The sequence below is a fragment of the Brachybacterium zhongshanense genome (assembly GCF_055385755.1).
In genome coordinates this window covers 3,637,274-3,661,262 of the sequence record NZ_AP043790.1, presented here as the reverse complement: position 1 = coordinate 3,661,262, position 23,989 = coordinate 3,637,274, and the positions used below count along the sequence as shown (strand labels likewise).

The window sequence follows — 23,989 nt, the reverse complement described above, 5'->3', positions numbered from 1 at the left end:
CGTGGAGAGGACTCGTGTGACCGCTGGCGTCCCGAACGGATCGAGCAGTCTGCGCCATGCACCCCTGCCCGCTGCCACCCGGCGCGATGCCACCTCGCGCCGGACCGCGGCCGACCCGGCGGCGAGGAAGCCCGGCTTCCGCCCCGACGTGCAGGGCCTGCGCGCGGTCGCGGTCCTGCTGGTCGTGCTGTACCACGCGGGCCTGCCGCAGCTGACCGGCGGATACGTCGGCGTCGACGTGTTCTTCGTGATCTCCGGGTTCCTCATCACCACCCACCTGCTGCAGATGCTCGAGCGCGAAGGACGGATCCGCTTCGGCGCCTTCTACGCCAAGCGCGCCCGACGCATCCTCCCCGCCGCCCTGCTCGTCGGCGTGCTCACCGTGATCGCCGCCTGGATCTGGATGCCGCCGCTGCTGATGCGGGAGGTCGCCCGCGCAGCCGTCGCCGCCGCGCTCTACGTCCCCAACATCCTGTTCGCGATCGACGGCACCGACTACCTCGCCGAGACCAGCCCCTCTGTCTTCCAGCACTACTGGTCCCTCGGCATCGAGGAGCAGTTCTACCTGTTCTGGCCGGCGATCCTCGCGGCCGGCTTCGTCCTGTGCCGACGCCGCGAGAAGCGCCTGATGATCCTCGCCGCCGTCATCACCGCCGGCTCCTTCGCCCTGTGCGTCGCCGGGATGGGCGTCTCCCCGCCGTGGACGTTCTTCTCGCTGCCCACCCGCGCCTGGGAGCTCGGGGCCGGCGCCCTGGTCGCCTTCGCGCTGCGCACCGACGCCCGCTGGCTGCGCCATCCCGCGACCGGCCTGCTGGCCTGGGCCGGGCTCGCGCTGCTGCTCGTCGTCGGCCTCACCTACCAGGCCTCGACCCCGTTCCCCGGATCCGCGGCCGCGCTGCCCGTCCTCGCCGCGGCGATGCTCGTCGTCGGCGGAGCCGCCCCCGGCCGCCTCTCCGCGAACCGTCTACTGGGGCTGCGACCACTCCAGACCATCGGCGCGATCTCCTACTCCCTGTACCTCGTCCACTGGCCGCTGCTCGTGATCCCCCAGATCGCCGTCGGCCAGGAGCATCCGCTGCCGCTCGCAGCCACCCTTTCGCTCGGCGCGCTCGCCCTCCCCCTCGCCTGGCTGCTCCACCGCACCGTCGAGCAGCCCATGATCGCCTGGCCCGCCCTGCGCCGACACTCCCCGAAGTGGACCGCCGCGGGCGCGCTCCTCGCCTCCGCCGCCCTCGTCGCGACCGCCGGCGGCACCTACCTCTCCAGCACCCGCCAGCAGACCGCCACCGACCTCACCGTCGCCGCCGAGCAGCCCACCCGCGACCCGCAGGGCACCGACGTCGTGCCCGCCAACCTCACCCCCTCCCTCGACGACGCCGAGGACGACAACCCCGCTGTCTACGACTCCGGCTGCCACCGCACCGAGGACAGCACCGACCCCAGCGGCTGCCGCGTCGGCGAGAACGAGGACGCCCCGCTCGTGGTCCTCTTCGGCGACTCCCACGCCGCCAGCTGGTATCCGGCGCTCGCCCAGCTCGCCGACGAGGGCCTCATCCGCCTCGACACCAACACCAAGAGCTCCTGCTACTCGGCCGACGTCCCCGAGATCGTCGACGGCGTCCCCTACACCGCCTGCGACCAGTGGCGCCAGGGCGTCATCGACCGCATCGAGGAGGAGCAGCCCGACCTCGTGCTGCTCGCCAACTACGGCGCCGAGCGGATCGACCTCGACGGCGGCAGCGACGACTATCCCGCCGACTGGAGCGACGGCCTCGCCGCGACCATCGCCGCCGTCGGCGGGTCGGAGGGGTCGGAGGGCGGCACCGACGGTCCGGAGGTGGCCGACGGTCCGGAGGTGGCCGTCCTCGCCGACGTCCCCCACCAGGACGAGACCCCGGCGGTCTGCCTCTCCCGCGACGTCGAGGACGCCGACGCCTGCTCGATCCCCCGCGAGGACGCCTTCGACCCCGAGATCGCCGACGCCGAGCAGCAGGTCGCCGAGCAGACCGGCGCCGACTACCTCGACCTCACCGACTACCTCTGCAACGACGAGGACTGCCCCATGATCATCGGCAACGCCCTCGTCTACCGCGACGGCCACCACCTGACCGAGCACTTCAGCCGCGAGCTCACGACCCCGCTCTGGGAGCAGCTCGAGCCGCTGGTGGGCTGAGCGGTGCGGCGGCTGCAGGTTCCAGACATCGCTATCCTGCGGTGATGCACCACCCCACCGGCTCCCCGGCCGACCTGACCGCACTCTCCGCGCAGATCCGAGATCTCCCCACAGCCGTCCTGCACGACCACCTCGACGGCGGCCTCCGCCCGTCGACCGTCGTCGAGCTGTGCAGCGCCCGCGGGATCGAACCCCCGGGCACGGGTGCGGGCACGGGCTCCCCGCAGGCCGTCGCCGACTGGTTCGCCGAGGCCGCCGACTCGGGCTCCCTCCCCGCCTACCTCTCCACCTTCGACCGCACCCTCGCCGTCATGCAGACCGCCGCCGAGCTGCGCCGCATCGCCCGCGAGTTCGTCGAGGACATGGTCGCCGACGGCGTCGTCTACGCCGAGACCCGCTGGGCCCCCATGCTCCACACCCGCGAGGGCCTCACCCTCGATGCCGCCGTCCAGGCCGTGCAGGACGGTCTCGACGACGGGGTCCGCGCCGCCCGCGAGGCCGGCAGCCTGATCGTCGTCGGACAGATCCTCTGCTACCTGCGCCACCTCGAGCCCACCGATGACCTCGTCGACATCGCCGCAGACCGCGCAGCCAGCACATCGCGCGCAGCCGCCTCAGCCTCCGGAGCCCCCGCAGCCGCCGGGGCCGCCGGCGTCATCGGGGTCGACCTCGCCGGCCCCGAGGCCGGCCATCCCGCCGCACCCTTCCGACCGGTCTTCGAGCGCGCCCGTGCCCTCGGTGTGCACGTCACGATCCACGCCGGCGAAGCGGACGGCGTCGCCTCCATCGCCGACGCCCTCGACTGCGGCGCCGAGCGCATCGGCCACGGCGTGCGCCTGCTCGAGGACGTCGAGATCACCGATGCCGGAGGCGAGTCCACTGATGCCGGGGGCAAGCTCGCTCCGGGCGTCCGCCTCGGCGCGACCGCGGCCCGGGTGCACCATGAGGGGATCTGCCTGGAGGTGTGCCCGAGCTCGAACCTGCAGACCGGCGCCGCGCCCAGCATCGCCCTCCATCAGGTCGGACCGCTGCACCGGCACGGCTTCGCCATCGCCATCAGCTCCGACAACCGCCTCATGAGCCGCACCAGCACCACACGCGAGCTCTCCCTCACCTCCGAAGCCTTCGGCTGGACCCTCGAAGACCTCGAGCGCATCACCGTCACCGCCCTCGAATCCGGCTTCGCCCCTGAGCCGCTGCGGCAGGCCCTGCTCGAGGACGTCGTCCGCCCCGCATACGCACGGGCCCGGGCACAGGGCCGGGAGCAGGCACAGGCACAGGCACAGGCACAGGGTCGAGATCAGAACTGAGATCGGGGTCGAGATCAGAACTGAGATCGGGGTCGAGATCAGAACTGAGATCGGGATCGGGACTGAGATCGGGATCGGGATCGGGAGCTTTCAGGCCCCTCGACGCCCACCGAAGGCAGATGCTGGCAGATGCTGGCAGATGCTGTCCACAGAAGGCAGGTGAGGAGCACTTGCCTCTCCCTGGACGAGGCAGGTGTTCCTCACCTACCGATTCCTGACAGAGCCCGCCCGGCCATCGGTCCGGCAGGCCGGCGCAGCACTCACCACACCACCCAATGCTCCGCACCCCACTCACCTCAGCGCCCAACTCTCCAACCGCTCACCGCAGCCAGCTGTCCACAGAAGGCAGGTGAGGAGCACTTGCCTCTCCCTGGACGAGGCAAGTGCTGCTCACCTACCGATTCCTGACAGAACCCGGCCGGGCTCCGGGCCAGCAACCGATAAGCCGAGCAACCGATAAGCCGATAAGCCGACAAGCCGAGCAGCCCAGTCATCGGCAGATCTGAAGGCCATCAGCCAGACATCCGGAGAACCTACAGGTCAGAAGCCCAACAGCCAGAGTCCGGAGAACCTACAGGTCAGAAGCCCAACAGCCAGAGTCCGGAGAACCTGCAGGTTACAAGCCCAACAGCCAGACATTCGGAAACCTGCAGGTCAGGGGCCCAGCATCAGGAGGCCAGCAGCCAGGCATCCCGGCAGAACCGCGGGTCAGCCGATGACGGAGCGGAGGATGTCGAGGTAGCGGGCGGCGAGGAGGTCGTCGTCGGCGTTGGCGGCGACCCAGGCGCGGCCGGACTCGCGGGGGGCGGCGAGGGTGCGGTCCTCGGCCAGGGTGCGCCACAGCTCGACCAGGGCATCCTCGTTCTCGGGCGGGATGACGTCGCCGGCGCCGGCCTCGCGGACCACGTCGGCGGCCTCGCCGTGGAGCATGGCGGTGATGTGGCGGCCCGTCGCGAGCATCTCGTAGAGCTTGGAGGGGACGGTCCAGGCGAAGGGAGCCCAGTCACGCAAGGACACGACGACCGTGTCGGCCCAGCGGTACTGCGCTCCCACACCGGAGTGGGGGATGCGCGGGAGGACCTCCACGGGCGCGTCGAGCTCCTCGGCGAGGGCCGCGAGCGCCGGAGCCTCGACACCGTGCCCGATCAGCCGCACACCGACGTCGACGCCCTCACGACGCAGGCGCGCGGCCGCCCTGACCACCGTGTCCAGGCCCTGGGAGCGGCCCATGTTGCCGAGGTACAGGCAGCGCAGCTCGCGATGGTCACCGACGGGATGGTCCTCCAGGCGCGGCACCTTCGGCAGGTCGGTGCCGTTGCGGACCACGGCGACCTCGGTGATCCCGCGCTCCCGCAGGACGTCGGCGAAGCGGTCGGTGGTGGTCACGACGGTGCGGGCGGCCCGCTGCCAGCCGGTGACCTCGCCGTGGACCATGCCCTTCGCCCGGCCGATCGCCCAGCCGAGGCATTGCCGCAGGGCGGTCGGGTCGGCGGCGTGGACGATGTCCGCGGGCACGGCGCCCGCGGGGCCGACGTGGGTGACGAGATCCGGCCAGGCGTCGCGCATCTCGGCGACCAGCGGCACTCCCCAGCGGTTCGACAGGAGGCGTCCGACCAGGAGTGTCGGGATCGCCGGGGCGGTGGCGATGATGACGTCGGGCCGATGCTCGCGCCGACGGAAGCGGCGCAGCAGCAGCCGGATCGTGTCCGCCGAGGCGACGAGGTGGTCGGCGGTGCGGGAGATGATGTCCGCCCGATGCGGGAGGTAGGCGGTGCGCACGACGGTCTCACCGTGCAGGCCCCGCTCCGTCCGACCGGCACGATGGGTGCGGGCCTGCTCGGTGGTCGGCCGACCAGCCGGATAGTGCGGGACGGGAGCGGCGACCGTGACCTGATGGCCCTCGGCGAGGAACCGCTCGATGAGAGCGCCCCATCGACGCTGCGGGGCGCCGAACTCGGGCTCGTAGTAGTGGCTGATCAGCAGGATCCTCATCCGGCTGCGCCTCCCCCATCGGCCGCACCGCTGCCGTCGGAACGCTCCTCGCCGTCGGCTGCACCGCTGCTCTCGGACCGGGCCTCGCCGCCGGCCGAGTCGAGGCCGAGGGCGCGGGCGGCGGCCTCGAGCACCTCGGGGGACGCGTTGCGGGTGTCGGGCGGGACGGTGCCGGCGCGCAGGGCGGCCGCCCCGATCCGCAGACGCACCTCGCCGGTGCGGTCCTCGCCGCTCTCGTCCTCGGTGGCGGAGGCGAGGCTGTCGGCGTCGATCGCTGCGGCGGGCACCAGGATCTCGCGCCCCCTCAGCCGCCCGTGCACCACGGTGATCGCGCTGAGCAGACCGCTCGCATCCTGAAGGTAGATGTCCCGAACGCGGCCGACGGCGGTGCCGTCGTCCGCGAGCACCGTCGCGCCCTCGAGATCGATGACGTGCGGCGGCACTGGCAGCGTCGTGCCGGCCATGCCCTGCTCCTCCACCTTCCGCGCGTCGACCCTGCGGCCCTGCCTGAGCAGGCCGTCGGTCCGGCGCAGTCGTCTGCGTCCACCCCTCGCCGCGCGCCCGCCGACCGCCGTGATCATCACGTGCACGGGCCGGCGCACCATCGTCATCGGCGCGCCATCGACATCGGCGCACAGCCGATATCGACGCACCCTGACATCGGTGCACTGCGGCGTCGGCCACCTTACGGCATGGGCCGGACTGCGGTACCGACGCGACGGAGCCCCCGCGTCGCGAGAGACGGCAGTCAGTCTCTCACGACCCGGGGGCTCCGGGAGAGCGGTCTCAGGACGAGACCGCATCGTCATCGTCCAGGCGCGGGCCGAACCGTCATCCGATCAGTCGGCAGCCCGGCGACGGCCGTTCAGGCGCGGGCCTGCTCCACGAGCAGCTCGGCGATCTGGATCGCGTTCAGCGCGGCACCCTTGCGCAGGTTGTCGGCGACCGCGAAGAGCACCAGGCCCCTGCCGTCGGGGACCGACTGGTCCTGGCGGATGCGTCCGACGAAGGTGCCGTCCTGGCCGGCGGCCTCGAGCGGCGTGGGCACGTCGACGACGGTGACGCCCTCGGCGGCCTCGAGCAGCTCGCGCGCCCGCTCCGGGCTGATCGGACGATCGAACTCGGCGTGGATCGCCAGCGCATGCCCCGAGAACACAGGCACGCGCACGCAGGTGCCGGCGACCGCGAGATCCGGGATCCCCAGGATCTTGCGGGACTCGTTGCGGAGCTTCTGCTCCTCGTCGGTCTCCGCGGAGCCGTCGTCGACCAGGTTCCCCGCCATCGCCAGCACGTTGTAGGCGATCGGCTTGATATAGGTCTCAGGGTCGCCGAGCGCGACGGCGGAGCCGTCCAGCGCCAGCTTCTCGGCATCGTCGATGCCCTCGCGCAGCTCGCGCGCGAGCTCGGCGACGCCCGCGACGCCCGAGCCGGAGACCGCCTGGTAGGTCGCGACCTTAAGACGGCTCAGCCCCGCCTCGTCGTGCAGCGGCTTGAGCGACGGCATCGCCGCCATCGTCGTGCAGTTCGGGTTCGCGATGATCCCGCGGGGGCGCTCGGCGGCGGCGTCGGGGTTGACCTCGGCGACCACCAGCGGGACCTCCGGGTCGCGGCGCCACGCCGAGGAGTTGTCCACGACGACGGCGCCGGCCTCGGCGAAGCGGGGCGCGAGCGCCGTGGACGTCGACCCGCCGGCGGAGAAGATCGCGATGTCGACCGTGCTGCCCTCGGAGGTGATGTCCGCGGTCGCGGCATCCTCGACGGTCAGCGGCAGGCCCGCGTACTGGACGGTCGAGCCGGCGCTGCGCGCGGAGGCGAAGGCGCGGATCCTCGAGTGCGCGACGGCGCGGTCGGCGAGCAGCCGCAGCATCACGCGGCCGACCTGGCCGGTGGCGCCGACGACGGCGATCACGGGCCCGTCGGCGCTGTAGCCGGGCGTGCGGGACTGGTCGACGTCGACCGCCGGGAACAGACGGCCCGCGGCGGGGGCATTGGTGTCGGTGCTGGTCATCGTCCGGTCCCTCCGTAGACCACGGCCTCGGTCTGGTCGGCGTCGAGCCCGAACGCCGAGTGCACGACCCGCACCGCGTCATCCAGCTGCGCCTGCGAGGTGACCACCGAGATGCGGATCTCCGAGGTGGAGATCATATCGATGTTGATGCCGGCCTCGCCGAGCGAGCGGAACAGCTTCGCCGAGACGCCGGGATGAGACTTCATGCCGGCGCCGATCAGGCTCAGCTTCCCGATCTGCGCGTTGTAGCGGACCTCGGTGTACCCGATGGTCTCGTGGGCCTTCTCGATCGCTGCGATCGCGGCCGGCACGTCGGCCTCCGGCAGCGTCAGCGAGATCGCGACCGTGTCGTCGACCGTCGAGGAGTTCTGCACGATCATGTCGATGTTCGCGCCCGACGCGGCGACCACGTCGAACAGCAGCGCCGCCTTGCCGGGCTCATCCGGCACCTCGACGACGGTGATCTTGCCCTCGCTGCGGTCGTGCGCGACGCCCGCGATGATCGGGGCCTCGAGACCGGGGTCAGTCTTGTCGTCCACGGGGAGCTCCTTCGTGGGATCGGCGGCGTCGCGACGGGCGACGTCCGCGGTGCGGATGGTGACGGTCGGATCGATGGGGATCACGCGCTCGGGATCGTCCGAGACGATCGTGCCCAGACGGCCCGAGTACGAGCTGCGCACATGCAGCGGCACCCCGTAGCGGCGCGCGTACTCGACGCTGCGCACCATGAGGATCTTCGCGCCGTTGGCGGCCATGTCCAGCATCTCCTCGCAGGAGATCAGCGGCACCCGGCGGGCCGACGGGACGATGCGCGGATCGGCGGTGAACACGCCGTCGACGTCCGAATAGATCTCGCAGACGTCGGCCTCGAGCGCCGCCGCGAGCGCGACCGCCGTCGTGTCCGAGCCGCCGCGGCCCAGCGTCGTGATGTCCTTCGTGGTCGCCGAGACGCCCTGGAAGCCCGCGACGATCGCCACCGAGCCCTCCTCCAGGGCGCTCCGGATGCGGCCCGGGGTGACCTTCTGGATGTGCGCCCGGCCGTGCTCCTCATCGGTGATCAGGCCCGCCTGCGAGCCCGTGTACGCCCGGGCGTCCACGCCCAGCGCGTTCAGCGCCATCGACAGCACCGCCATCGAGATGCGCTCCCCCGAGGTGAGCAGCATGTCCAGCTCGCGCGGCGGCGGGTTGGGCGTGACCTGCTCGGCGAGGTCGATGAGATCGTCGGTCGTGTCCCCCATCGCGGAGACCACGACCACGACGTCATGCCCGGCCTTCCGGTACAGAGAGATCCGCTGGGCGACGCGCTTGATCGAGTCGGCGTCGGCGACAGATGATCCTCCGAACTTCTGGACGACCAGGCTCATCGAGTGGGCTCCTTCTTCTGGCTTCCGGTTCTGCCGTGCGACGCGCGCCGCCCGGCTGGGCCGCACGGCGGCTGCCGCCCGGCGGGCCGTGCAGCGTCTGCCGCCCGGCGTGCGCATCCGCGGATCCCTCTCAGGGGCGGACGCTGCGGCTCGGTCCGTGGTCGGGGCGACATGGTCGCGCCCTGCCGAGCACTCGGCCCGCCGCGCCGGGCGCGGTCCCGCTGCGCCCCGGCCGACTCCGATGCCTCGACCGGCTCCGATCCTGGCCTCGCAGTGTACGAGGCCGTCCCATCCTGACAGCAGACCCGTCCCGGGCGTGAGATCAGGGTGACCTGCCGCACGTCCGGAGGTCGGTCCAGGTCGGGTCCCGGCCGACCCAGATCTGGTCCAGGTCGGGGTCCGGCCGGTCCAGGTCGAGGTCCGGCCGCACCGCTCGTGACCCCGCCGTGACCGTTCCTATGAGCCAGCGAACACCCGCTGGGCGCCGTTCAGAACACTCGCTATTCTCCATCTCGCTGAGGGTCACCTAAGCATCGTGGGTCACAGAGTCCCGCTGCCGGCGACGCTCACCGCTCGCCATCGGGCTCCGCTCGTCGTCGGGCCCCACCAATTCACCGGACCCCGCCCGGCCGATCCGCCGGAGCACCCATCGAAAGGACCTCTCATGACCTCCTCGCTGCGCCGCCGGAGCCTGTTCGGCATCGCCGGACTCGGAGCCGTCGCTCTGACCGCCGCCGCCTGCTCCTCCGACGACAGCGCCGACGCCTCCGGCGCATCGGACGCCGGCTCGGGCTCCGGTTCGTCCGACGGCGGCCTGCTGCCCGCCGCCGAGGGCACCACCCAGTACCCGCTGACCCTCACCACCCCGTGGGGCGAGACCGTGCTGGAGTCGCGCCCCGAGCGCATCGCCACCGTCGACGGCATGATGAACACCCTGCAGATCGTCGTCGCCCTCGGCGGCGTCCCGGTCGCGGCGCCCGAGTTCGCGGACTTCTGCCCCTGGATCACCGAGGTCATCGCCGGCGAGGTCGAGACCGTGTTCACCACCCAGCAGGACTCCGCCTTCCCGGTGGAGACCATCGCCGCCGCGAAGCCCGACCTGATCATCGCCCTGAACTCCGAGGGCATCGGCGACTTCTACGACCAGCTCGCCTCGATCTGCCCGGTGCTGGCCGCCCCCTCCGAGGAGGAGCAGCAGCAGACCTGGGAGGAGCAGCTGCCGCTGATCGCCGAGGCGCTGGATCTGCAGGCCGCCGGTGAGGCCGCCAAGACCGCCCACTACGACGCGATCGAGGCCGTCGCCGCCGAGCACCCCGAGTTCGCCGGCAGCACCGTCTCCTTCTCCCTCTTCTACGGCGACGGCGACCTCGTGTACTTCTCGACCACCGGCTCCGACGCCGAGGCGCTGTTCCTGGGCCTCGGCTTCGACGCCAACCCGCTGGCCGAGCAGTTCGTCGACGACTCCGTGGTCAGCTCCGAGCTGCTCTCCCAGCTCGACGCCGACGTCATCCTCCTGGCCGACAACTCCGACGGCGCCATCCAGGAGAAGGTCATCGACCAGCCCCTCTTCCAGGAGCTCACCGCCGTGAAGGAGGATCGCCTCGTGCTCATCGAGAACAACAGCACCTCCTTCACCATCGACGGCACCGAGACCCCCGGAAACCTCCCGTGGGGCCTCGCCCGCCCGGGCATCCTCTCGACCCCGTGGGTCGGCGAGCAGCTCGCCCCCGTCCTGGCGGACAAGCTGGCGTGACCTCGGCCTCCGTCGCGGCGTCGGCCGACGAGCACCAGGGCGAGGGGCAGAGCGCCCCTCGCCCCGGCCGACGTCGCGCGCTCGGGCTGATCATCCTGCTGGCCCTGTTCGCGCTGGCGCTCGTGCTGTCCATCGCCTACGGCGCCAATCCGATCCCGGTGCCCGACGCCCTGCGCGGACTGCTGCACCGCGACTCCTCCGAGGCGTCCGTGATCGTGTGGACCCAGCGGATCCCGCGCACCATCGTCGGGATCGCCGTCGGCGCCGCCTTCGGCGTGGCCGGGGCGCTCATCCAGGCGATCACCCGCAACCCCCTCGCCGATCCCGGCATCCTCGGCGTGAACGCCGGTGCGGGCTTCGCGGTCACCGTCGGCGTCGGCCTGCTCGGCGTCAGCTCGATCACCGGCTACGTCTGGTTCGCGTTCATCGGCGCCGCCGCGACCACCGTCGGCGTCTACCTCATCGGGTCGATGGCCCGCAGCGCCTCCTCGCGGGTCACCCTGGTGCTCGCCGGCGTCGCCCTCGGGGCCGTCCTCAACGGCCTGTCCTCCCTGCTGCAGCTGCTGGACGAGGACACCTTCCAGTCGATCCGCAGCTGGGGCCTGGGCGCGATCGACCGCACCTCCCTCGCCGAGACGCTCGGCGTGCTGCCCTTCATCGTCGTCGGCCTCGTGATCGCGATCCTGCTGTCGGGGAGCCTGAACTCCGTCGCCCTCGGCGACGACCTCGCCGCGTCCCTCGGCACCAGCGTCGTGCGCGTGCGCATCCTCGGCATCCTCGCGGTGACCCTGCTCGCCGGCGGCGGCACCGCCCTCACCGGCGGCATCGGCTTCCTCGGCCTCATGGTCCCGCACGTGGTGCGCTGGATCGTCGGCCCCGACCAGCGCTGGATCATCGCCTACTCGATCCTCCTGGCGCCGACGATGCTGCTGGGGGCCGACGTCATCGGCCGCGTGGTCGCCCGGCCCAGCGAGCTGGAGGTCGGCATCGTCTGCGCCGTCATCGGCGCCCCCGTGCTGATCGCCCTCGTCCGACGCAGGAAGGTGAGCGGACTGTGAGCGTCTCCTTCGGAACCCCGACCGCGGTGCTGCGCACCCCGGCCTTCTCCTTCCGCATCGCGCTGCGGCCCCTGATCGGCTCCGGCATCATGCTGCTGGTCGCCCTCGCCTCCGCGGTCGCCGCCCTCCAGTTCGGCGACTATCCGCTGAGCGTGGGAGAGGTCCTGCACGCCCTGTTCGTCGCCGACGACTCCTTCTCCCGCACCGTCGTCCTCGAATGGCGCCTGCCCATCGCCCTGTCGGCGATCCTGTTCGGCGCCCTCCTCGGCGTCGGCGGCGCGATCTTCCAGTCGCTGACCCGCAACCCGCTGGGCTCCCCCGACGTCATCGGCTTCGACGCCGGCTCCTACACGGGCGTCATCGTCACCGTGCTCGTGCTCGGCGTGGTCAGCGTGCAGGCGCTCGCGACTGCCTCCCTGCTCGGCGGCCTGATCACCGCGATCGTCGTCTACCTGCTCTCGCACCGCCGCGGCGCGCAGGGGTTCCGGCTGATCATCGTCGGCATCGGCGTCTCCGCGATGCTCGGGTCCGTCAACGCCTACCTCGTCACCCGCGCCGACATCTCCGATGCGATGACCGTCGGCTTCTGGGCCGCCGGCTCCCTCGCCCGCATCACCTGGACGACCCTGCAGCCCGTCGCGATCATGGCCGCGATCGTGCTGCTCGGCGCCGCCTGCATGAACCGCTCCCTCGAACGGCTCGAGCTCGGCGACGACGCCGCCACCACCCTCGGCACCCGACCCAACCGCACCCGCATGGTGCTGCTGGTGATCGGTGTCGCCACCACGGCGCTCGTGACCGCCGCGGCCGGCCCCATCGGCTTCGTCGCCCTGGTCGCCCCGCAGCTCGCGCGCCGCCTCACCCACTCAGCCGGCGCCGGGCTGCTCGGAGCCGCCTGCATGGGCGCCGCCCTGCTCTCCCTCGCGCACCTGCTCTCGCTCGCGCTCAAGGTCGGCAACGCCAACGTGCCCGTCGGCCTGATCACCGTCTGCGTCGGCGGCTGCTACCTGATCTACCTGCTGATCCGCGAAGCCAGGAAGAGGTCCGCATGAGCGGGAACGATTCGATCCTCCCCAGGAGAGGCATGAGCACCACGATCGATCACGCTCCCTCCCCGGAGCCGTCGGAAGCACCGGCCCCCGGCCAGACCGACGGAGCCGCCGGGGCCGCCGGAGCCGCCGGAGCCGCACCCGTGCCAGCGGCGGCCGGACAGGCCACCACCGGACAGGCCGCCACCGGGCAGGTCGCCGGGCAGACGGCCGACTCCTCGCCGGGCGCGACCCTGCTCGCCGCACAGGGAGCGACCTTCGGCTATGACCGGCACGTCATCTCCGAGGGCCTCGACGTCGAGATCCCGCCGGGCTCCTTCACCGCGATCATCGGCCCCAACGGCTGCGGCAAGTCCACGCTCCTGCGCGGCCTCGCCCGTGTTCTCAAGCCCTCGAAGGGCCAGGTCGTCCTCGACGGCCGGGAGATCCGCAGCTACCGCTCCAAGGAGATCGCCCGACGGCTCGGACTGCTCCCCCAGACCTCCCTCGCCCCCGACGGCATCCGCGTCGCCGACCTCGTCGCCCGCGGTCGCGCCCCGCATCAGGGCCTCATCCAGCAGTGGCGCACCGAGGACGAGGACGCTGTCGCCGCAGCCCTCGCCGCCACCCACCTCACCGACCTCTCGGACCGCCTCGTCGACGAGCTCTCCGGCGGCCAGCGCCAGCGGGTCTGGGTCGCGATGCTCCTCGCCCAGCAGACCGGCATCATGCTCCTGGACGAGCCCACCACGTTCCTCGACATCGCCCACCAGTACGAGCTGCTGGACCTGTTCGCGGACTTCCACGCCGACGGCACCACCGTCGTCGCCGTGCTCCACGATCTCGCGCAGGCCTCCCGCTACGCCGACCACCTGGTCGTCATGAAGGACGGCCAGGTCATCACCACCGGCACCCCGCACGACGTCATCACCGTCGACCTGGTCCGCGAGGTCTTCGGACTCGACTGCATCGTCGCCGAGGACCCGGTCACCGGCACCCCCACCGTGGTCCCCCTGAACGGCCGCCGCCGGAAGAGCTGAGAGGCGCGGGTGCGCCCGGTGCTGGGTGCGGGTGCGGGTGCGGTGCCGCTGCCGGTGCCGGGGCCGGTGCCCGGGGTCGGTGCCCGGGGTCGGTGCCCGGTGCCGGTGCCCGGGGTCGGTGCCCGGTGCCGGTGCCCGGGGTCGCTGCAAACTTTGGGACTCCAGCGTGACCTCAACGCCTGAGAGAGCTTGAGCTCACGCTGGAGTCCCATTCTCAGCAGCAGATCGCCGGGACCGGTACCGGAAGCCTGCCGGCGCAGCCTGCCCGGGCAGCCCAGAGGAGAGCACGGAGCAGCGCGGCATCCCCAGCAGCAGACCCAGCCGCTGCAAATTTCGGGACTCCAGCGTGACCTCAACGCCTGAGAGAGCTTGAGGTCACGCTGGAGTCCCTTTCTCAGCAGCAGATCCCCGAGACCGCGACCGAAAGCCCGCCCGGCCGGCAGATCACGAGCGGTTCAGCGGCCTGACGTGGATGTCGTCGGCGACGTCGCGGGGCACATCGAGCTCGGCGCCATCGGCGAGACGGACGCGCGCACCTCCGCCCGCACCGCTCTCAACGGCATCGAGCACCGCACCAGGCAGGAGCCCGAGGAGCTGGGCGGTGCGGAGGGTCTCGGGTCGGGCATCGGAGACCACGAGGATCTCGAACCTGCCGCCGCCAGGAGCATTCGCCGATGCTGCGGGCTCGTGGTCGGCAGGCGCCCCCTCCGCCCCGTCACCCCCGGAAACCCCGTCCTCCCGGTCCGCCGCGTCCTCCCGGTCCGCCCCGTCCACCGCGTCAGCCCCGTCCGCCCCGTCCACCGCGTCAGGCGCGTGCAGGACATCGGAGAGGCGGCAGGCATCGGCGGGATGGTCCCAGCGATGCTCGGCGTCGGGGATGGGGTCGCCGTGGGGGTCGGCCGCAGGATGCCCGAGACGCTCGTCGATCCGGGCGATGAACTCGTCGGAGACGGCGTGCTCGAGGCGCTCGGCCTCGTCGTGGACCTCGTCCCAGCCGTAGCCGAGGGCGTCGACGAGGAAGGTCTCGATCAGGCGGTGGCGTCGGACCATCGCGACCGCGAAGCGGGCTCCGGCCTCCGTGAGCTCGACCGGCTTGTACGGCACACGGACCACGAGGCCCTGCGCATCGAGGCGCTTGAGGGTCTCGGTGACGTTCGCGGCGGAGGTGCCGAAGCGCTGGGCGAGCTCGCCCACGGTCATCGGCGGATCTCCCCACTCGGTGCGGGTCCAGATCACCTTGAGGTAGTCCTGGGCCACGGCGCTGAGATCGTCGGGGTTCACGCCCGCATCGTATCGTCGGCCCCTTCTCGCCCATGACACGAGGCGGACCGGATCCGCTCGCCCTCGGCCCTCCGCGGCGGTCAGCCCTCCTGGACCATCAGCCCTCCAGGATGGTCATCGGCACGAGCGCCAGGTTCAGCGCGACGATCAGCGCGACGACGATCCAGGCGATGATCGCGAGGGTCCGGGAGTTCGCGAAGCCGCCCATGAGGGAGCGACGGCTGGTCAGGGAGACCAGCGGGATCAGCGCGAACGGCAGGCAGAGGCTGAGGACGACCTGGCTGAGGACGAGCGCGAAGGTGGGATCGACGCCGACGGCCAGCACGATGAGCGCGGGGATCAGCGTCAGCGCCCGGCTGAGCACGAGCGGGATCCGCACATGCAGCAGACCCCGCATGATCTCGGCGCCCGCATAGGCTCCGACGGACGACGACGCCAGGCCCGACGCCAGCAGACCGATCCCGAACAGCACGCCGATGACCGGCCCGGAGGCCGCGGCGATCGCCGCATGCGCTCCCTGGATCGAGTCGGTGCCCGGGATCCCCGGCAGCGCCTCCGCGGCGAGCACCAGCATCGCGATGTTCACGGTGCCGGCGACCAGCAGGGACAGCACCACGTCCCAGCGGGAGGCCCGGACCAGCCGGGACGTGCGGGCGAGGCGCGAGGTCTGCGCGGGATTCTCTGCCCCTCCGGAGCGGGTCGCGGCGATGCCGTGCCGATCGCGGACCAGGCCCGCATGCAGGTAGATCGCGTGCGGCATGACGGTCGCGCCGAGCATCGACGCGGCCAGCAGCACGGTGCCGGCGCCGTCGAAGCGGGGGACGAGGCCGGAGGCGAGGTCGGCCGGCTCGGGCGGTGAGACGACCAGCCCGGCGAGGAACCCGATCGTGATCACCGCGAGCAGTCCGATCACCACGTTCTCGAAGGGCCTCTGGCCGAGCCGCGACTGCACGGCCAGCAGCGCCATCGACACCGCGCCGACGATCAGCCCGCCCAGCATCAGCGGCACCCCGAACAGGATCTGCAGGGCGATCGCTCCGCCGACGACCTCCGCGATATCGGTCGCGATGGCCATGACCTGCGCCTGCGCCCAGTAGGCGATCCGGGGGCGCCGGCCGAGGGTCCCGCCGAGGTGCTCGGCGAGGCTGCGCCCGGTGACGGCGCCGAGCTTCGCCGACAGGTACTGCACGATCATCGCCATCAGGTTCGCGGCGACCAGCACCCACAGCAGCAGGTAGCCGTAGCGGGCGCCGGCGGTGATGTTGGCGGCGATGTTGCCGGGGTCCACATAGGCGACGGCAGCGACGAAGGCGGGGCCCAGGAGGCGGATCGTCCGCCACGGCCCGCGGCGCCGGGCGGATGCTGCCTCGGCACCTGCCCCCGAGCCCGTTCCAGCGCCCGGCGTGCCCGCCTCAGCACCCGTCAACGCATTCGCGGCGTCTTCCTCCGCGTCGGGAGGAGTCGTCGCGAGCCGCTGCTCCACTGCCGGTTCCGTCATGTGTTTTAACATACCTTAAAACACTCCTGGACGCACGGGAACGTGGCGCACAGCGCGTCAGCCGGTCCCACCCCTCAGCCGGTCCCACCCCAGCAGCGGACCCCGCCCCTCAGCCGACCCCGTCCCTCAGCCGGCCCCGCTCCTCAGCCGACCCCACCCCAGCAGCGGACCCCGCCCCAGCAGCAGACCGGGTCGCTGCAAACTTTGGGACTCCAGCGTGACCTCAACGCCTGAGAGGCCTTGAGGTCACGCTGGGGTCCCTTTCTCAGCAGCAGATCCCCGGAACCGCGCCCGAGGTCAGTCCCCGGGGACCTCCGCCTCGATCTCGGCGAGCCAGGCGCGGGAGGCGGCGTCCGAGGGCATGCGCCAGTCGCCGCGCGGGGACAGCGACCCGCCGGCCAGCACCTTCGGGGCGTTCGGGATGGCCGAGCGCTTGAACTGGTTGGAGAAGAAGCGGCGCGTGAACACGGTCAGCCAGTGCTTGATCTCCGCGCGGGTGTACGCGCGGCGGTCGTCGTCGGCATAGCCGGAGGGCCATTCGCCGGCGTCGAGGTCGCCCCAGGCCTGGTGGGCGAGGTAGGCGATCTTCGCGGGACCGTATCCGCGGCGCAGCAGGTGGTACAGCGTGAAGTCGTGCAGCGCGTAGGGGCCGATGGAGTCCTCGGTGGACTGGGCCTTCTCGCCGGGCTTGGTGGGGATCAGCTCCGGGGAGATCTCGGTGTCGAGCACCGCCTGCAGGATCCCAGAGGTCTGCTCGTCGAACAGCCCCTCGACGATCACCCAGCGGATCAGATGCTGGATGAGGGTCTTGGGGACCCCGGCGTTGACGCCGTAGTGGGACATCTGGTCGCCGACGCCGTAGGTGCACCAGCCCAGCGCCAGCTCGGACAGGTCACCGGTGCCCACGACGATCCCGCCGTGATGGTTGGCCAGGCGGAACAGATAGTCGTAGCGCATGCCGGCCTGGACGTTCTCGAAGGTCACGTCGTAGACCTCCTCGCCGGACCCGAAGGGGTGGCCCATGTCCTTGAGCATCTGCGTGGAGGCGGGACGGATGTCGATGGTCTCGAAGCTCGCACCGATCGCCTTCGAGAGCAGCTCGGCGTTGGAGCGGGTCCCCTCCGACGTCGCGAAGCCGGGCATCGTGTACGCGAGGATCTCGGAGCGGTCGCGGCCCAGGCGGTCCATCGCCTGCGCGCACACGATCAGCGCATGCGTGGAGTCCAGGCCCCCGGAGACGCCGATGACGGGCCGGGCGCCGCCGGGCTCGTCCCCGCCGATCGTGGTGAGGCGCCGCACCAGGCCCGCGACCTGGATGTTGTACGCCTCGTAGCAGTCCTGGGCGAGGCGCGCCGGATCGTCGGGCACGAAGGGGAAGCGGTGCAGCGGCCGACGCAGCGGACCCGTCGCCGGATGCGGCCGGGGCCCGGACTCGATGCCGAAGGCCTCCCCCGACAGCGGCGCGAAGGCGAACCAGCCGGCCGAGGCCTCCTCGTCGGCGCTCGCCGCACCGGAGGCGCCGTCGGCGTCCACGGCGTCGGACGCGTCGATGCCCTCGGCGTCGTCATCGGTCGGGTAGTCCTCCTCGAAGGGGCCGAACAGCCGCGCCGTCTCGTAGTTCGTGAACTTCTCGAGGGACTTCGCATGGGTGCGACGGTTGTCGTCGAAGGTGCTCTGGCGACGGCGCTCGGCGACGATCCGGTCGAGGTCGACGTCGACGATCGTCGCGCGCGCCCCCTGCGGGAAGCGCTCGGACTCCCCGAGCAGGTCCCCGCACTCGTACACGAAGGTCTGGCCGTCCCAGGCGAGGTCCGTCGTCGACTCGCCCTCGCCGGCCGCGGCGTACACGTACGCGGCCTGGCAGCGGGCCGCGGCCGAGCGCGCCAGCAGCTTCCGATCCTCCGCCTTGCCCACCGTGATCGGGGAGCCCGAGAGGTTCGCGATCACCGTCGCCCCGGCGAGCGCGGCCTCGGCCGACGGCGGCACCGGCACCCACATGTCCTCGCAGATCTCCACGAACAGACGCAGCCCCGGCACGTCCTCGACGGTGATGATCCCGTGGGGCGTGAGCAGGTGCTCCTCACGGCCGATGCGCACGAACTGGTCGCAGACGTCGTCCCCGGGCGCGTACCAGCGGCGCTCGTAGAACTCGCGGTAGGTGGGGAGGTTCTGCTTGACGGAGATGCCGAGCACCTGGCCGTGGTGGATGACCACCGCGCCGTTGACGATCCGCGCCCGGTCGCGGGTGCGCAGGGGCGCGCCGACGACGATGATCGGCAGCAGCTCGCGGCTCGCCTCGATGAGCGTGACGAGGGCCTGCTCGACGGCGTCCAGCAGGGGCTCCTGCAGCACGAGGTCGTCGAGGGAGTAGCCCGTCAGGGACAGCTCGGGGAAGACCGCGAGGCCCACCTGCTCGGCGTCGAGCTCCCGCAGCTGCTCGAGGTGGCGCTCCGCGTTGGTCGCCGGGTCGGCGAGCGCGACCGGCAGCGTCACCGCCGCGACCCGCAGGAAGCCGTGGTCGTAGATCGAGGCGTGGGGGTCGGTCCGGTCGGCGGGATCGTGCTGGCCTGCCGGGTCGTTCCGGTCGGCGGGCGCCTGACGGTCAGGCGTGGGGGTCGCTGCGCTCATGCTGGGAAGCGTAGTGGAGCCTGCCGGGGCGCCGCCCGGACCGACGTGGAGCTCGTCGCCGCGCCATGTCACCGCCGCACCATGTCGCCGCCGCATCGAGTCGGCACCGCCGTGACGTGTCGACGCCCCGTCGCGCGGGTGCTGTACGTTGATCGAGCCCGACCGCAGGTCAGGCGATCGTGACGCCGCAGGAGAGGCCAGGTCCGCATGAGCACGCAGTCCATGCCGTTCCCGTCGTCGACCCCGTCGTCGAACCCGCCGTCGAACCCGCCGTCGGCCCCTGCGACCCCTGCGAGCCCTGCCCGTCGGGCGGCGCACCGCCGACGCGCGCTGGTCGGCTGGATGCTGGTGGCTCCGGCGACGTTCGGCGTGGCGTGCTTCCTGATCCTGCCGGTGCTGCTCGCGTTCACGGTGTCGCTGTTCAGCTGGAGCCTCATCGGGACGCCGGAGTTCGTCGGGCTGGAGAACTACCGTCGGCTCCTGACCGACGGATCGCTCGCGAACTCGCTGCTGGTCACGGGAGTGTTCACGCTGATCTCGGTGCCGGTGTCGCTCGCCGTCGGCCTGCTGCTGGCGACCCAGCTGGTGCGGGCGCTGCCCGGGTCGGCGATCGCCCGGGTGGTCGTGGTGATCCCGTGGGTGTGCGCACCGCTCGCGCTGGGCGTGGTGTGGAAGTGGATCCTGCAGCCGTCGACAGGTGCGCTGAACCGGATCCTCGGTGTGCGCATCGAATGGCTGACGGATCCGACGCTCGCCCTGCCGGCCGTCGCGTTCGTCGCCATCTGGCAGAACGTCGGCTACATCTCGCTGTTCTTCCAGGCGGGCCTGGGTCGCATCCCGACCTCGATCTACGAGGCGGCGCGGCTCGACGGTGCGAGCGCCTGGCAGCAGCTGCGGCACATGACGATCCCGCTGCTGCGTCCGACGACGTTCTTCCTCGCAGTCACCCAGGTGGTCGCGAGCTTCCAGGTGTTCGACATGGTCTTCGCCCTCACCGGCGGCGGACCCGAGCATCGCACCGAGGTGATCGCCTCGCTCGTCTACAACCAGGCCTTCGTCAGCTCCCATGTGGGGCGTGCGAGCGCGGTCGCGGTGATCCTGTTCGTCATCCTGGTGGTGATCACGGTGGCCCAGCAGCGCTGGTTCTCCTCCCGCATCACCTACGACATGAGCTGAACAGGAGGAAGGAGACCCATGAGCACACGTCCGCCCCAGCGCAGCCGATCCTCCCAGCGGCGCAGCGCCGGTCCGCGCGGCAGGTCCTCCCTGCGCGGCCGACGCCTTCTCGGATATGCCGCCACCTATCTCGTGCTGATCGTCGCGGTGATGGCCACGCTCGCGCCCTTCGCCGTGTCGGTGCTGACGGCGTTCACCTCCTCGACCCAGTTCGCGCAGCAGGGGCCGCTGTCGATCCCCTCCCCGCCGACGCTCGAGAACTTCCGCTCGCTGTTCTCGAGCGTCGACGGCTTCATCACGCCGGTAGCGGTCACCCTGCAGATGGTCGCGGTGATCCTGGTGGGGCAGATGGTGCTCTCGGTGCTCGCCGCCTACGCCTTCGCGCATGTGCGCTTCCCCGGTCGCGACATGCTGTTCTGGGTGTTCGTGGCGACGCTGATGGTGCCGCAGGTGGTCGTCGTGGTGCCCCTCTACCTGATGTTCGCCGAGGCGGGCCTGCGCAACACCTTCTGGGCGCTGGTGATCCCCTTCGTCTTCGGCTCCCCGTACGCGATCTTCCTGCTGCGGGAGAACTTCCGAGGCGTGCCGAGCGAGCTGATGGACGCGATGCGCATCGACGGCGCCGGGACCCTCCGCCTGCTGCGGAGCCTGGTGGTGCCGCTGAACCGTCCGATCATCGTCACCCTCATGCTCATCACCGTGGTCACCCACTGGAACAGCTTCCTGTGGCCGATGATCATCACCTCCGGCCCCGAATGGCGGGTCATCACCGTGGCGACCTCCGCGCTCCAGTCGCAGTACAACAACAACTGGACGCTCGTCATGGCTGGCACGACCATCGCCATGCTGCCGCTCGTGATCCTCATGATCGTCTTCCAGAAGCAGATCACCCGCTCCGTCGGCGAGACCACCCTGCGCTGAGAGCCCCGCCGTCGGCCCAGCCCGCCCATCGGCCCAGCCCGCCGTCGACCCAGCCCGCCTGTCGGTCTCATGGCGCCATCCGGCGTCACGACTCCTTCCGCACCCTGCGACCTGGGCATATGGTGGGACAGAGCTTCGTCATCCCAGGAGAACGCCATGCTGAACCGCCGTCATCTGCTCGCCTCGCTCGCCGCCGCCGGGGTCGCGGGCACCGCCGCCGCCTGCTCCCCCTCCTCCGATTCGGGCTCCGGATCGGGATCGGGCGCGTCCGACGGCGGAGGGTCGAAGGGCACGCTGACCTTCCGCCTCTGGGACGACACCGCCGTCGAGGCCTACGAGGAGTCGTTCGCCGCGTTCACCGAGCAGTCCGGCTGGGGCGTCACCATCGACGTCGTCCCCTGGGACGACTATTGGACGCAGCTGCCGCTGGACGTCGCCAGCGGAGATGCGGCCGACGTCTACTGGATGAACTCCGCGAACTTAGTGCTCTACCAGCAGTCCGGCGACCTCCTCGACATCAACGAGGTGATCCCCGACCACGAGGGCCAGTGGGAGCAGAGGGTCGTGGACCTCTACACCCGCGACGGCGGGCTCTGGGGCGTCCCGCAGCTGTGGGACTCGATCGCCCTGTTCTCGAACTCCGATCTGCTCGCCGCGGCCGACGTCGACCCGACCACGCTCGCCGTCGACCCCTCCGCCGACTCCGACCCGCTCCGCGAGGCCGGCGCCCTCCTCACGCTCGACGGCGACGGCCGCCATCCCGGCGACGACGGCTTCGACCCGGACTCCCGCACCCAGTTCGGGTTCAACTCGCAGGCCGACCGTCAGGCGATCATCGGGCCGTTCCTCGCCTCCAACGGCGCCGAATGGTCGCAGGACGACCAGTACGTCTTCGCCTCCGACGAGGGCATCGCCACCTTCCAGCATCTCGCCGACCTCATCAACGTCGACCACATCGCCCCGTCGGCCGCCGACACCAACGAGAACGGCGACTTCACCCGCGACCTGTTCACCCAGGGCAAGCTCGCCCTGTTCCAGTCCGGCCCCTACAACCTCAAGACCATCTCCGAGGGGGTCGACGGCACCTTCGCATGGACGATCACCGCCCCGATCGCCGGACCCGCAGGGGCCAAGTCGCTGGTCCACGGCGTCGTCGCGGTCGGCAACGCGAAGGCCGACGACGACCGCCAGGAGGGCATCGCAGAGCTCCTGACCTGGCTCGGCTCCGCCGAGGGCCAGGCCCCGATCGCCCAGAAGGGCGTCTCCTTCCCCGGACACGTCGACGCCCAGGCGGACTTCGTCGCCTACTGGGAGGAGCAGGGCGTGGACGTCACCCCCTTCATCACCGCCGCCGACGACGCCGCCCTCGCCGACACCGGCGCACAGGCCAACGCCGGCCTCACCGCCGCGCTGCCGATCTTCCAGGAGGTGCTCATCGGCCGGAAGACCGCCGCCGACGGCATCCCCGAAGCCCAGGAGGCCGGCAACGAGGCCATGGGCGGCTGAGCCCGCCGGCGCGCGCCGATCCCGCCCACGCGCGCCGAACCCGCCCGTCCAGGTTCTTCACACCTTGCACACGGGCTTCGCCCGGAAAGTCCCCGCGTCGGGGCTTCTGCGGAGGTCAGGAGCATGCCAGGGTGTCCCTATGACCCAGACCTCACCGGAGCCGGCTCCGTCCCTGCCGCCGCACCATCCGCCGACGGCGGTCCCGCACCCCATCTCCGCACCCGGCCAGCATCCGGGGTACGGCCCACAGCCGGGGTACGACCCACAGCCGGGGTACAGCCCACAGCCGACGTCGGACTCCCCCGGCATCGTCGCCGAGCATGTCAGCCGGGCGTTCGGCAGCGTGCAGGCCGTGTTCGACCTCAGCTTCACTGCCCCGCGCGGCGCCGTGACGGCACTGGTCGGGCCCAACGGCTGCGGGAAGTCGACGCTGATGCTGATGCTCGCGTCGCTGCTCGCACCGGATGCGGGCCGCGTCCTCGTGGACGGCATCGACCCCGCGACCGATTCCGCGGGCGTGCGCGCGAGGGTCGGATGGATGCCCGACCAGTTCGGCGCCTGGGACTCGCTGCGGGTCACCGAGGTGCTGGAGGTGATGGGGAGGGCGTACTTCCTGCCCTCTGATCATCTGCGCCCGAAGGTGGCGGAGCTGCTGGAGCTGATGGACCTCTCGACGCTGGCGCGGCAGCCCGCGCACGTCCTCTCCCGCGGGCAGAAGCAGAGGCTCGGCCTCGCCAGGGCGCTCGTCCACGATCCGACGGTGCTGGTGCTCGACGAGCCGGCGTCGGGCCTGGACCCGGCATCCCGCCGACGCCTGCTGCGGGTAGTCCGAGAGGTCGCGGCCTCGGGCGCGACGGTGCTCGTCTCCAGCCACATCCTCGGGGAGCTCGAGGAGATGGCCGATCACGTCGTGTTCATGGACCACGGAAGCGTCGTCGAGTCCACGAGCGTGAAGGATCTGGCCTCGCGTCCGCGACCCTGGCGGATCGAATCCCTGCACCATCAGGCGCTCGCGGAGGCGCTCACCGCGGTGGGTGTGCAGCACGAGCCGGTGCGCGGTGCCGACGAGACCGTCAGCGGCCACGCCGAGACGCTCGTCCAGCTCCCCGACGAGGCCACAGCCGCGCGCCTTCTCGCCGACCTCACCGCACGCGACGCCCGCATCATCGCCTTCGCCCCCGCGACCGGCCGCCTCGAGGCCGCCTATCTCGCCTCCGACGCCGCCCACCGTAAAGGGGCCCTCTGATGACCAG

At 71.5% G+C, this 23,989-nt stretch carries 17 protein-coding genes; 10 read left to right on the top strand and 7 right to left on the bottom strand.

Going from position 1 to position 23,989, the window contains the following annotated elements; all coding sequences use genetic code 11:
* Positions 1-16: 16 nt before the first annotated feature.
* Complete coding sequence (locus ACZ5AJ_RS16160) at positions 17-2,173, top strand: acyltransferase family protein (RefSeq protein WP_464136067.1); 2,157 nt, start codon at positions 17-19, stop codon at positions 2,171-2,173.
* Between the two features lie 44 nt (positions 2,174-2,217).
* Positions 2,218-3,483 (top strand): adenosine deaminase, encoded by a 1,266-nt coding sequence (locus tag ACZ5AJ_RS16155; RefSeq protein ID WP_464136066.1) that lies wholly within the window; start codon positions 2,218-2,220, stop codon positions 3,481-3,483.
* A 708-nt stretch (positions 3,484-4,191) separates the two neighbouring features.
* Here the strand turns inward: ACZ5AJ_RS16155 and ACZ5AJ_RS16150 are convergent.
* The 4 genes from ACZ5AJ_RS16150 to ACZ5AJ_RS16135 all read right to left on the bottom strand — a co-directional run bounded on the left by ACZ5AJ_RS16150 (position 4,192) and on the right by ACZ5AJ_RS16135 (position 8,847).
* Positions 4,192-5,475 carry a glycosyltransferase family 4 protein gene (locus ACZ5AJ_RS16150; protein WP_464136065.1) on the bottom strand — a complete coding sequence of 428 codons (1,284 nt, stop codon included), beginning with the start codon at positions 5,473-5,475 and terminating at the stop codon, positions 4,192-4,194.
* On the bottom strand, positions 5,472-5,939 hold the full coding sequence (locus ACZ5AJ_RS16145) for a PRC-barrel domain-containing protein (RefSeq protein ID WP_464136064.1): 468 nt from the start codon (positions 5,937-5,939) through the stop codon (positions 5,472-5,474). The genes ACZ5AJ_RS16150 and ACZ5AJ_RS16145 overlap by 4 nt, the downstream gene beginning before the upstream one ends.
* Before the next feature lie 401 nt (positions 5,940-6,340).
* Positions 6,341-7,483: an aspartate-semialdehyde dehydrogenase gene (locus ACZ5AJ_RS16140; RefSeq protein ID WP_464136063.1), complete on the bottom strand. Its 1,143-nt coding sequence runs from the start codon at positions 7,481-7,483 to the stop codon at positions 6,341-6,343.
* Positions 7,480-8,847 carry an aspartate kinase gene (locus ACZ5AJ_RS16135; RefSeq protein WP_464136062.1) on the bottom strand — a complete coding sequence of 456 codons (1,368 nt, stop codon included), beginning with the start codon at positions 8,845-8,847 and terminating at the stop codon, positions 7,480-7,482. The genes ACZ5AJ_RS16140 and ACZ5AJ_RS16135 overlap by 4 nt, the downstream gene beginning before the upstream one ends.
* A gap of 664 nt (positions 8,848-9,511) precedes the next feature.
* Between ACZ5AJ_RS16135 and ACZ5AJ_RS16130 the strand changes: the two genes are divergently transcribed.
* Genes ACZ5AJ_RS16130 through ACZ5AJ_RS16115 form a run of 4 tightly spaced genes read left to right on the top strand, consistent with a single transcriptional unit; the run spans position 9,512 to position 13,726 of the window.
* Positions 9,512-10,600 (top strand): ABC transporter substrate-binding protein, encoded by a 1,089-nt coding sequence (locus ACZ5AJ_RS16130; RefSeq protein WP_464136061.1) that lies wholly within the window; start codon positions 9,512-9,514, stop codon positions 10,598-10,600.
* On the top strand, positions 10,597-11,658 hold the full coding sequence (locus ACZ5AJ_RS16125) for a FecCD family ABC transporter permease (RefSeq protein ID WP_464136060.1): 1,062 nt from the start codon (positions 10,597-10,599) through the stop codon (positions 11,656-11,658). The genes ACZ5AJ_RS16130 and ACZ5AJ_RS16125 overlap by 4 nt, the downstream gene beginning before the upstream one ends.
* Entirely contained in the window at positions 11,655-12,710 is a 1,056-nt protein-coding gene (locus tag ACZ5AJ_RS16120) for a FecCD family ABC transporter permease (protein ID WP_464136059.1), read from the top strand. Before ACZ5AJ_RS16125 ends, ACZ5AJ_RS16120 begins: the two co-directional genes overlap by 4 nt.
* 32 nt (positions 12,711-12,742) lie before the next feature.
* Positions 12,743-13,726 (top strand): ABC transporter ATP-binding protein, encoded by a 984-nt coding sequence (locus tag ACZ5AJ_RS16115; protein ID WP_464136058.1) that lies wholly within the window; start codon positions 12,743-12,745, stop codon positions 13,724-13,726.
* 444 nt (positions 13,727-14,170) lie between these two features.
* Here the strand turns inward: ACZ5AJ_RS16115 and ACZ5AJ_RS16110 are convergent, their stop codons facing one another.
* From ACZ5AJ_RS16110 to ACZ5AJ_RS16100, 3 genes are all read right to left on the bottom strand, one after another.
* Positions 14,171-15,007 (bottom strand): metal-dependent transcriptional regulator, encoded by an 837-nt coding sequence (locus ACZ5AJ_RS16110; protein ID WP_464136057.1) that lies wholly within the window; start codon positions 15,005-15,007, stop codon positions 14,171-14,173.
* Between the two features lie 97 nt (positions 15,008-15,104).
* Entirely contained in the window at positions 15,105-16,505 is a 1,401-nt protein-coding gene (locus ACZ5AJ_RS16105) for an Nramp family divalent metal transporter (protein ID WP_464136056.1), read from the bottom strand.
* A gap of 297 nt (positions 16,506-16,802) precedes the next feature.
* Positions 16,803-19,133, bottom strand: coding sequence for an NAD(+) synthase (locus tag ACZ5AJ_RS16100; RefSeq protein WP_464136055.1), 2,331 nt, complete (start codon positions 19,131-19,133; stop codon positions 16,803-16,805).
* Between the two features lie 207 nt (positions 19,134-19,340).
* On the opposite strand from ACZ5AJ_RS16100, the gene ACZ5AJ_RS16095 reads away from it, so the two are divergent.
* From ACZ5AJ_RS16095 to ACZ5AJ_RS16080, 4 genes are all read left to right on the top strand, one after another.
* Positions 19,341-20,309 (top strand): carbohydrate ABC transporter permease, encoded by a 969-nt coding sequence (locus tag ACZ5AJ_RS16095; protein WP_464136054.1) that lies wholly within the window; start codon positions 19,341-19,343, stop codon positions 20,307-20,309.
* A gap of 18 nt (positions 20,310-20,327) precedes the next feature.
* Complete coding sequence (locus ACZ5AJ_RS16090) at positions 20,328-21,230, top strand: carbohydrate ABC transporter permease (protein ID WP_464136053.1); 903 nt, start codon at positions 20,328-20,330, stop codon at positions 21,228-21,230.
* Between the two features lie 156 nt (positions 21,231-21,386).
* Positions 21,387-22,736, top strand: coding sequence for an extracellular solute-binding protein (locus ACZ5AJ_RS16085; RefSeq protein ID WP_464136052.1), 1,350 nt, complete (start codon positions 21,387-21,389; stop codon positions 22,734-22,736).
* Between the two features lie 139 nt (positions 22,737-22,875).
* Positions 22,876-23,982 (top strand): ABC transporter ATP-binding protein, encoded by a 1,107-nt coding sequence (locus ACZ5AJ_RS16080; RefSeq protein ID WP_464136051.1) that lies wholly within the window; start codon positions 22,876-22,878, stop codon positions 23,980-23,982.
* Positions 23,983-23,989 lie beyond the last annotated feature (7 nt).

Excerpts from the sequence above, each read along its gene's own strand:
- ACZ5AJ_RS16085 (WP_464136052.1), top strand. The coding sequence starts at position 21,387 with ATGCTGAACCGCCGTCATCTGCTCGCCTCGCTCGCCGCCGCCGGGGTC.
- ACZ5AJ_RS16095 (WP_464136054.1), top strand. The coding sequence starts at position 19,341 with ATGAGCACGCAGTCCATGCCGTTCCCGTCGTCGACCCCGTCGTCGAAC.
- ACZ5AJ_RS16115 (WP_464136058.1), top strand. The coding sequence starts at position 12,743 with ATGAGCACCACGATCGATCACGCTCCCTCCCCGGAGCCGTCGGAAGCA.
- ACZ5AJ_RS16145 (WP_464136064.1), bottom strand. The coding sequence starts at position 5,939 with ATGGCCGGCACGACGCTGCCAGTGCCGCCGCACGTCATCGATCTCGAG.
- ACZ5AJ_RS16140 (WP_464136063.1), bottom strand. The coding sequence starts at position 7,483 with ATGACCAGCACCGACACCAATGCCCCCGCCGCGGGCCGTCTGTTCCCG.
- ACZ5AJ_RS16130 (WP_464136061.1), top strand. The coding sequence starts at position 9,512 with ATGACCTCCTCGCTGCGCCGCCGGAGCCTGTTCGGCATCGCCGGACTC.
- ACZ5AJ_RS16080 (WP_464136051.1), top strand. The coding sequence starts at position 22,876 with ATGACCCAGACCTCACCGGAGCCGGCTCCGTCCCTGCCGCCGCACCAT.
- ACZ5AJ_RS16105 (WP_464136056.1), bottom strand. The coding sequence starts at position 16,505 with ATGACGGAACCGGCAGTGGAGCAGCGGCTCGCGACGACTCCTCCCGAC.
- ACZ5AJ_RS16090 (WP_464136053.1), top strand. The coding sequence starts at position 20,328 with ATGAGCACACGTCCGCCCCAGCGCAGCCGATCCTCCCAGCGGCGCAGC.
- ACZ5AJ_RS16135 (WP_464136062.1), bottom strand. The coding sequence starts at position 8,847 with ATGAGCCTGGTCGTCCAGAAGTTCGGAGGATCATCTGTCGCCGACGCC.
- ACZ5AJ_RS16150 (WP_464136065.1), bottom strand. The coding sequence starts at position 5,475 with ATGAGGATCCTGCTGATCAGCCACTACTACGAGCCCGAGTTCGGCGCC.
- ACZ5AJ_RS16100 (WP_464136055.1), bottom strand. The coding sequence starts at position 19,133 with ATGAGCGCAGCGACCCCCACGCCTGACCGTCAGGCGCCCGCCGACCGG.
- ACZ5AJ_RS16155 (WP_464136066.1), top strand. The coding sequence starts at position 2,218 with ATGCACCACCCCACCGGCTCCCCGGCCGACCTGACCGCACTCTCCGCG.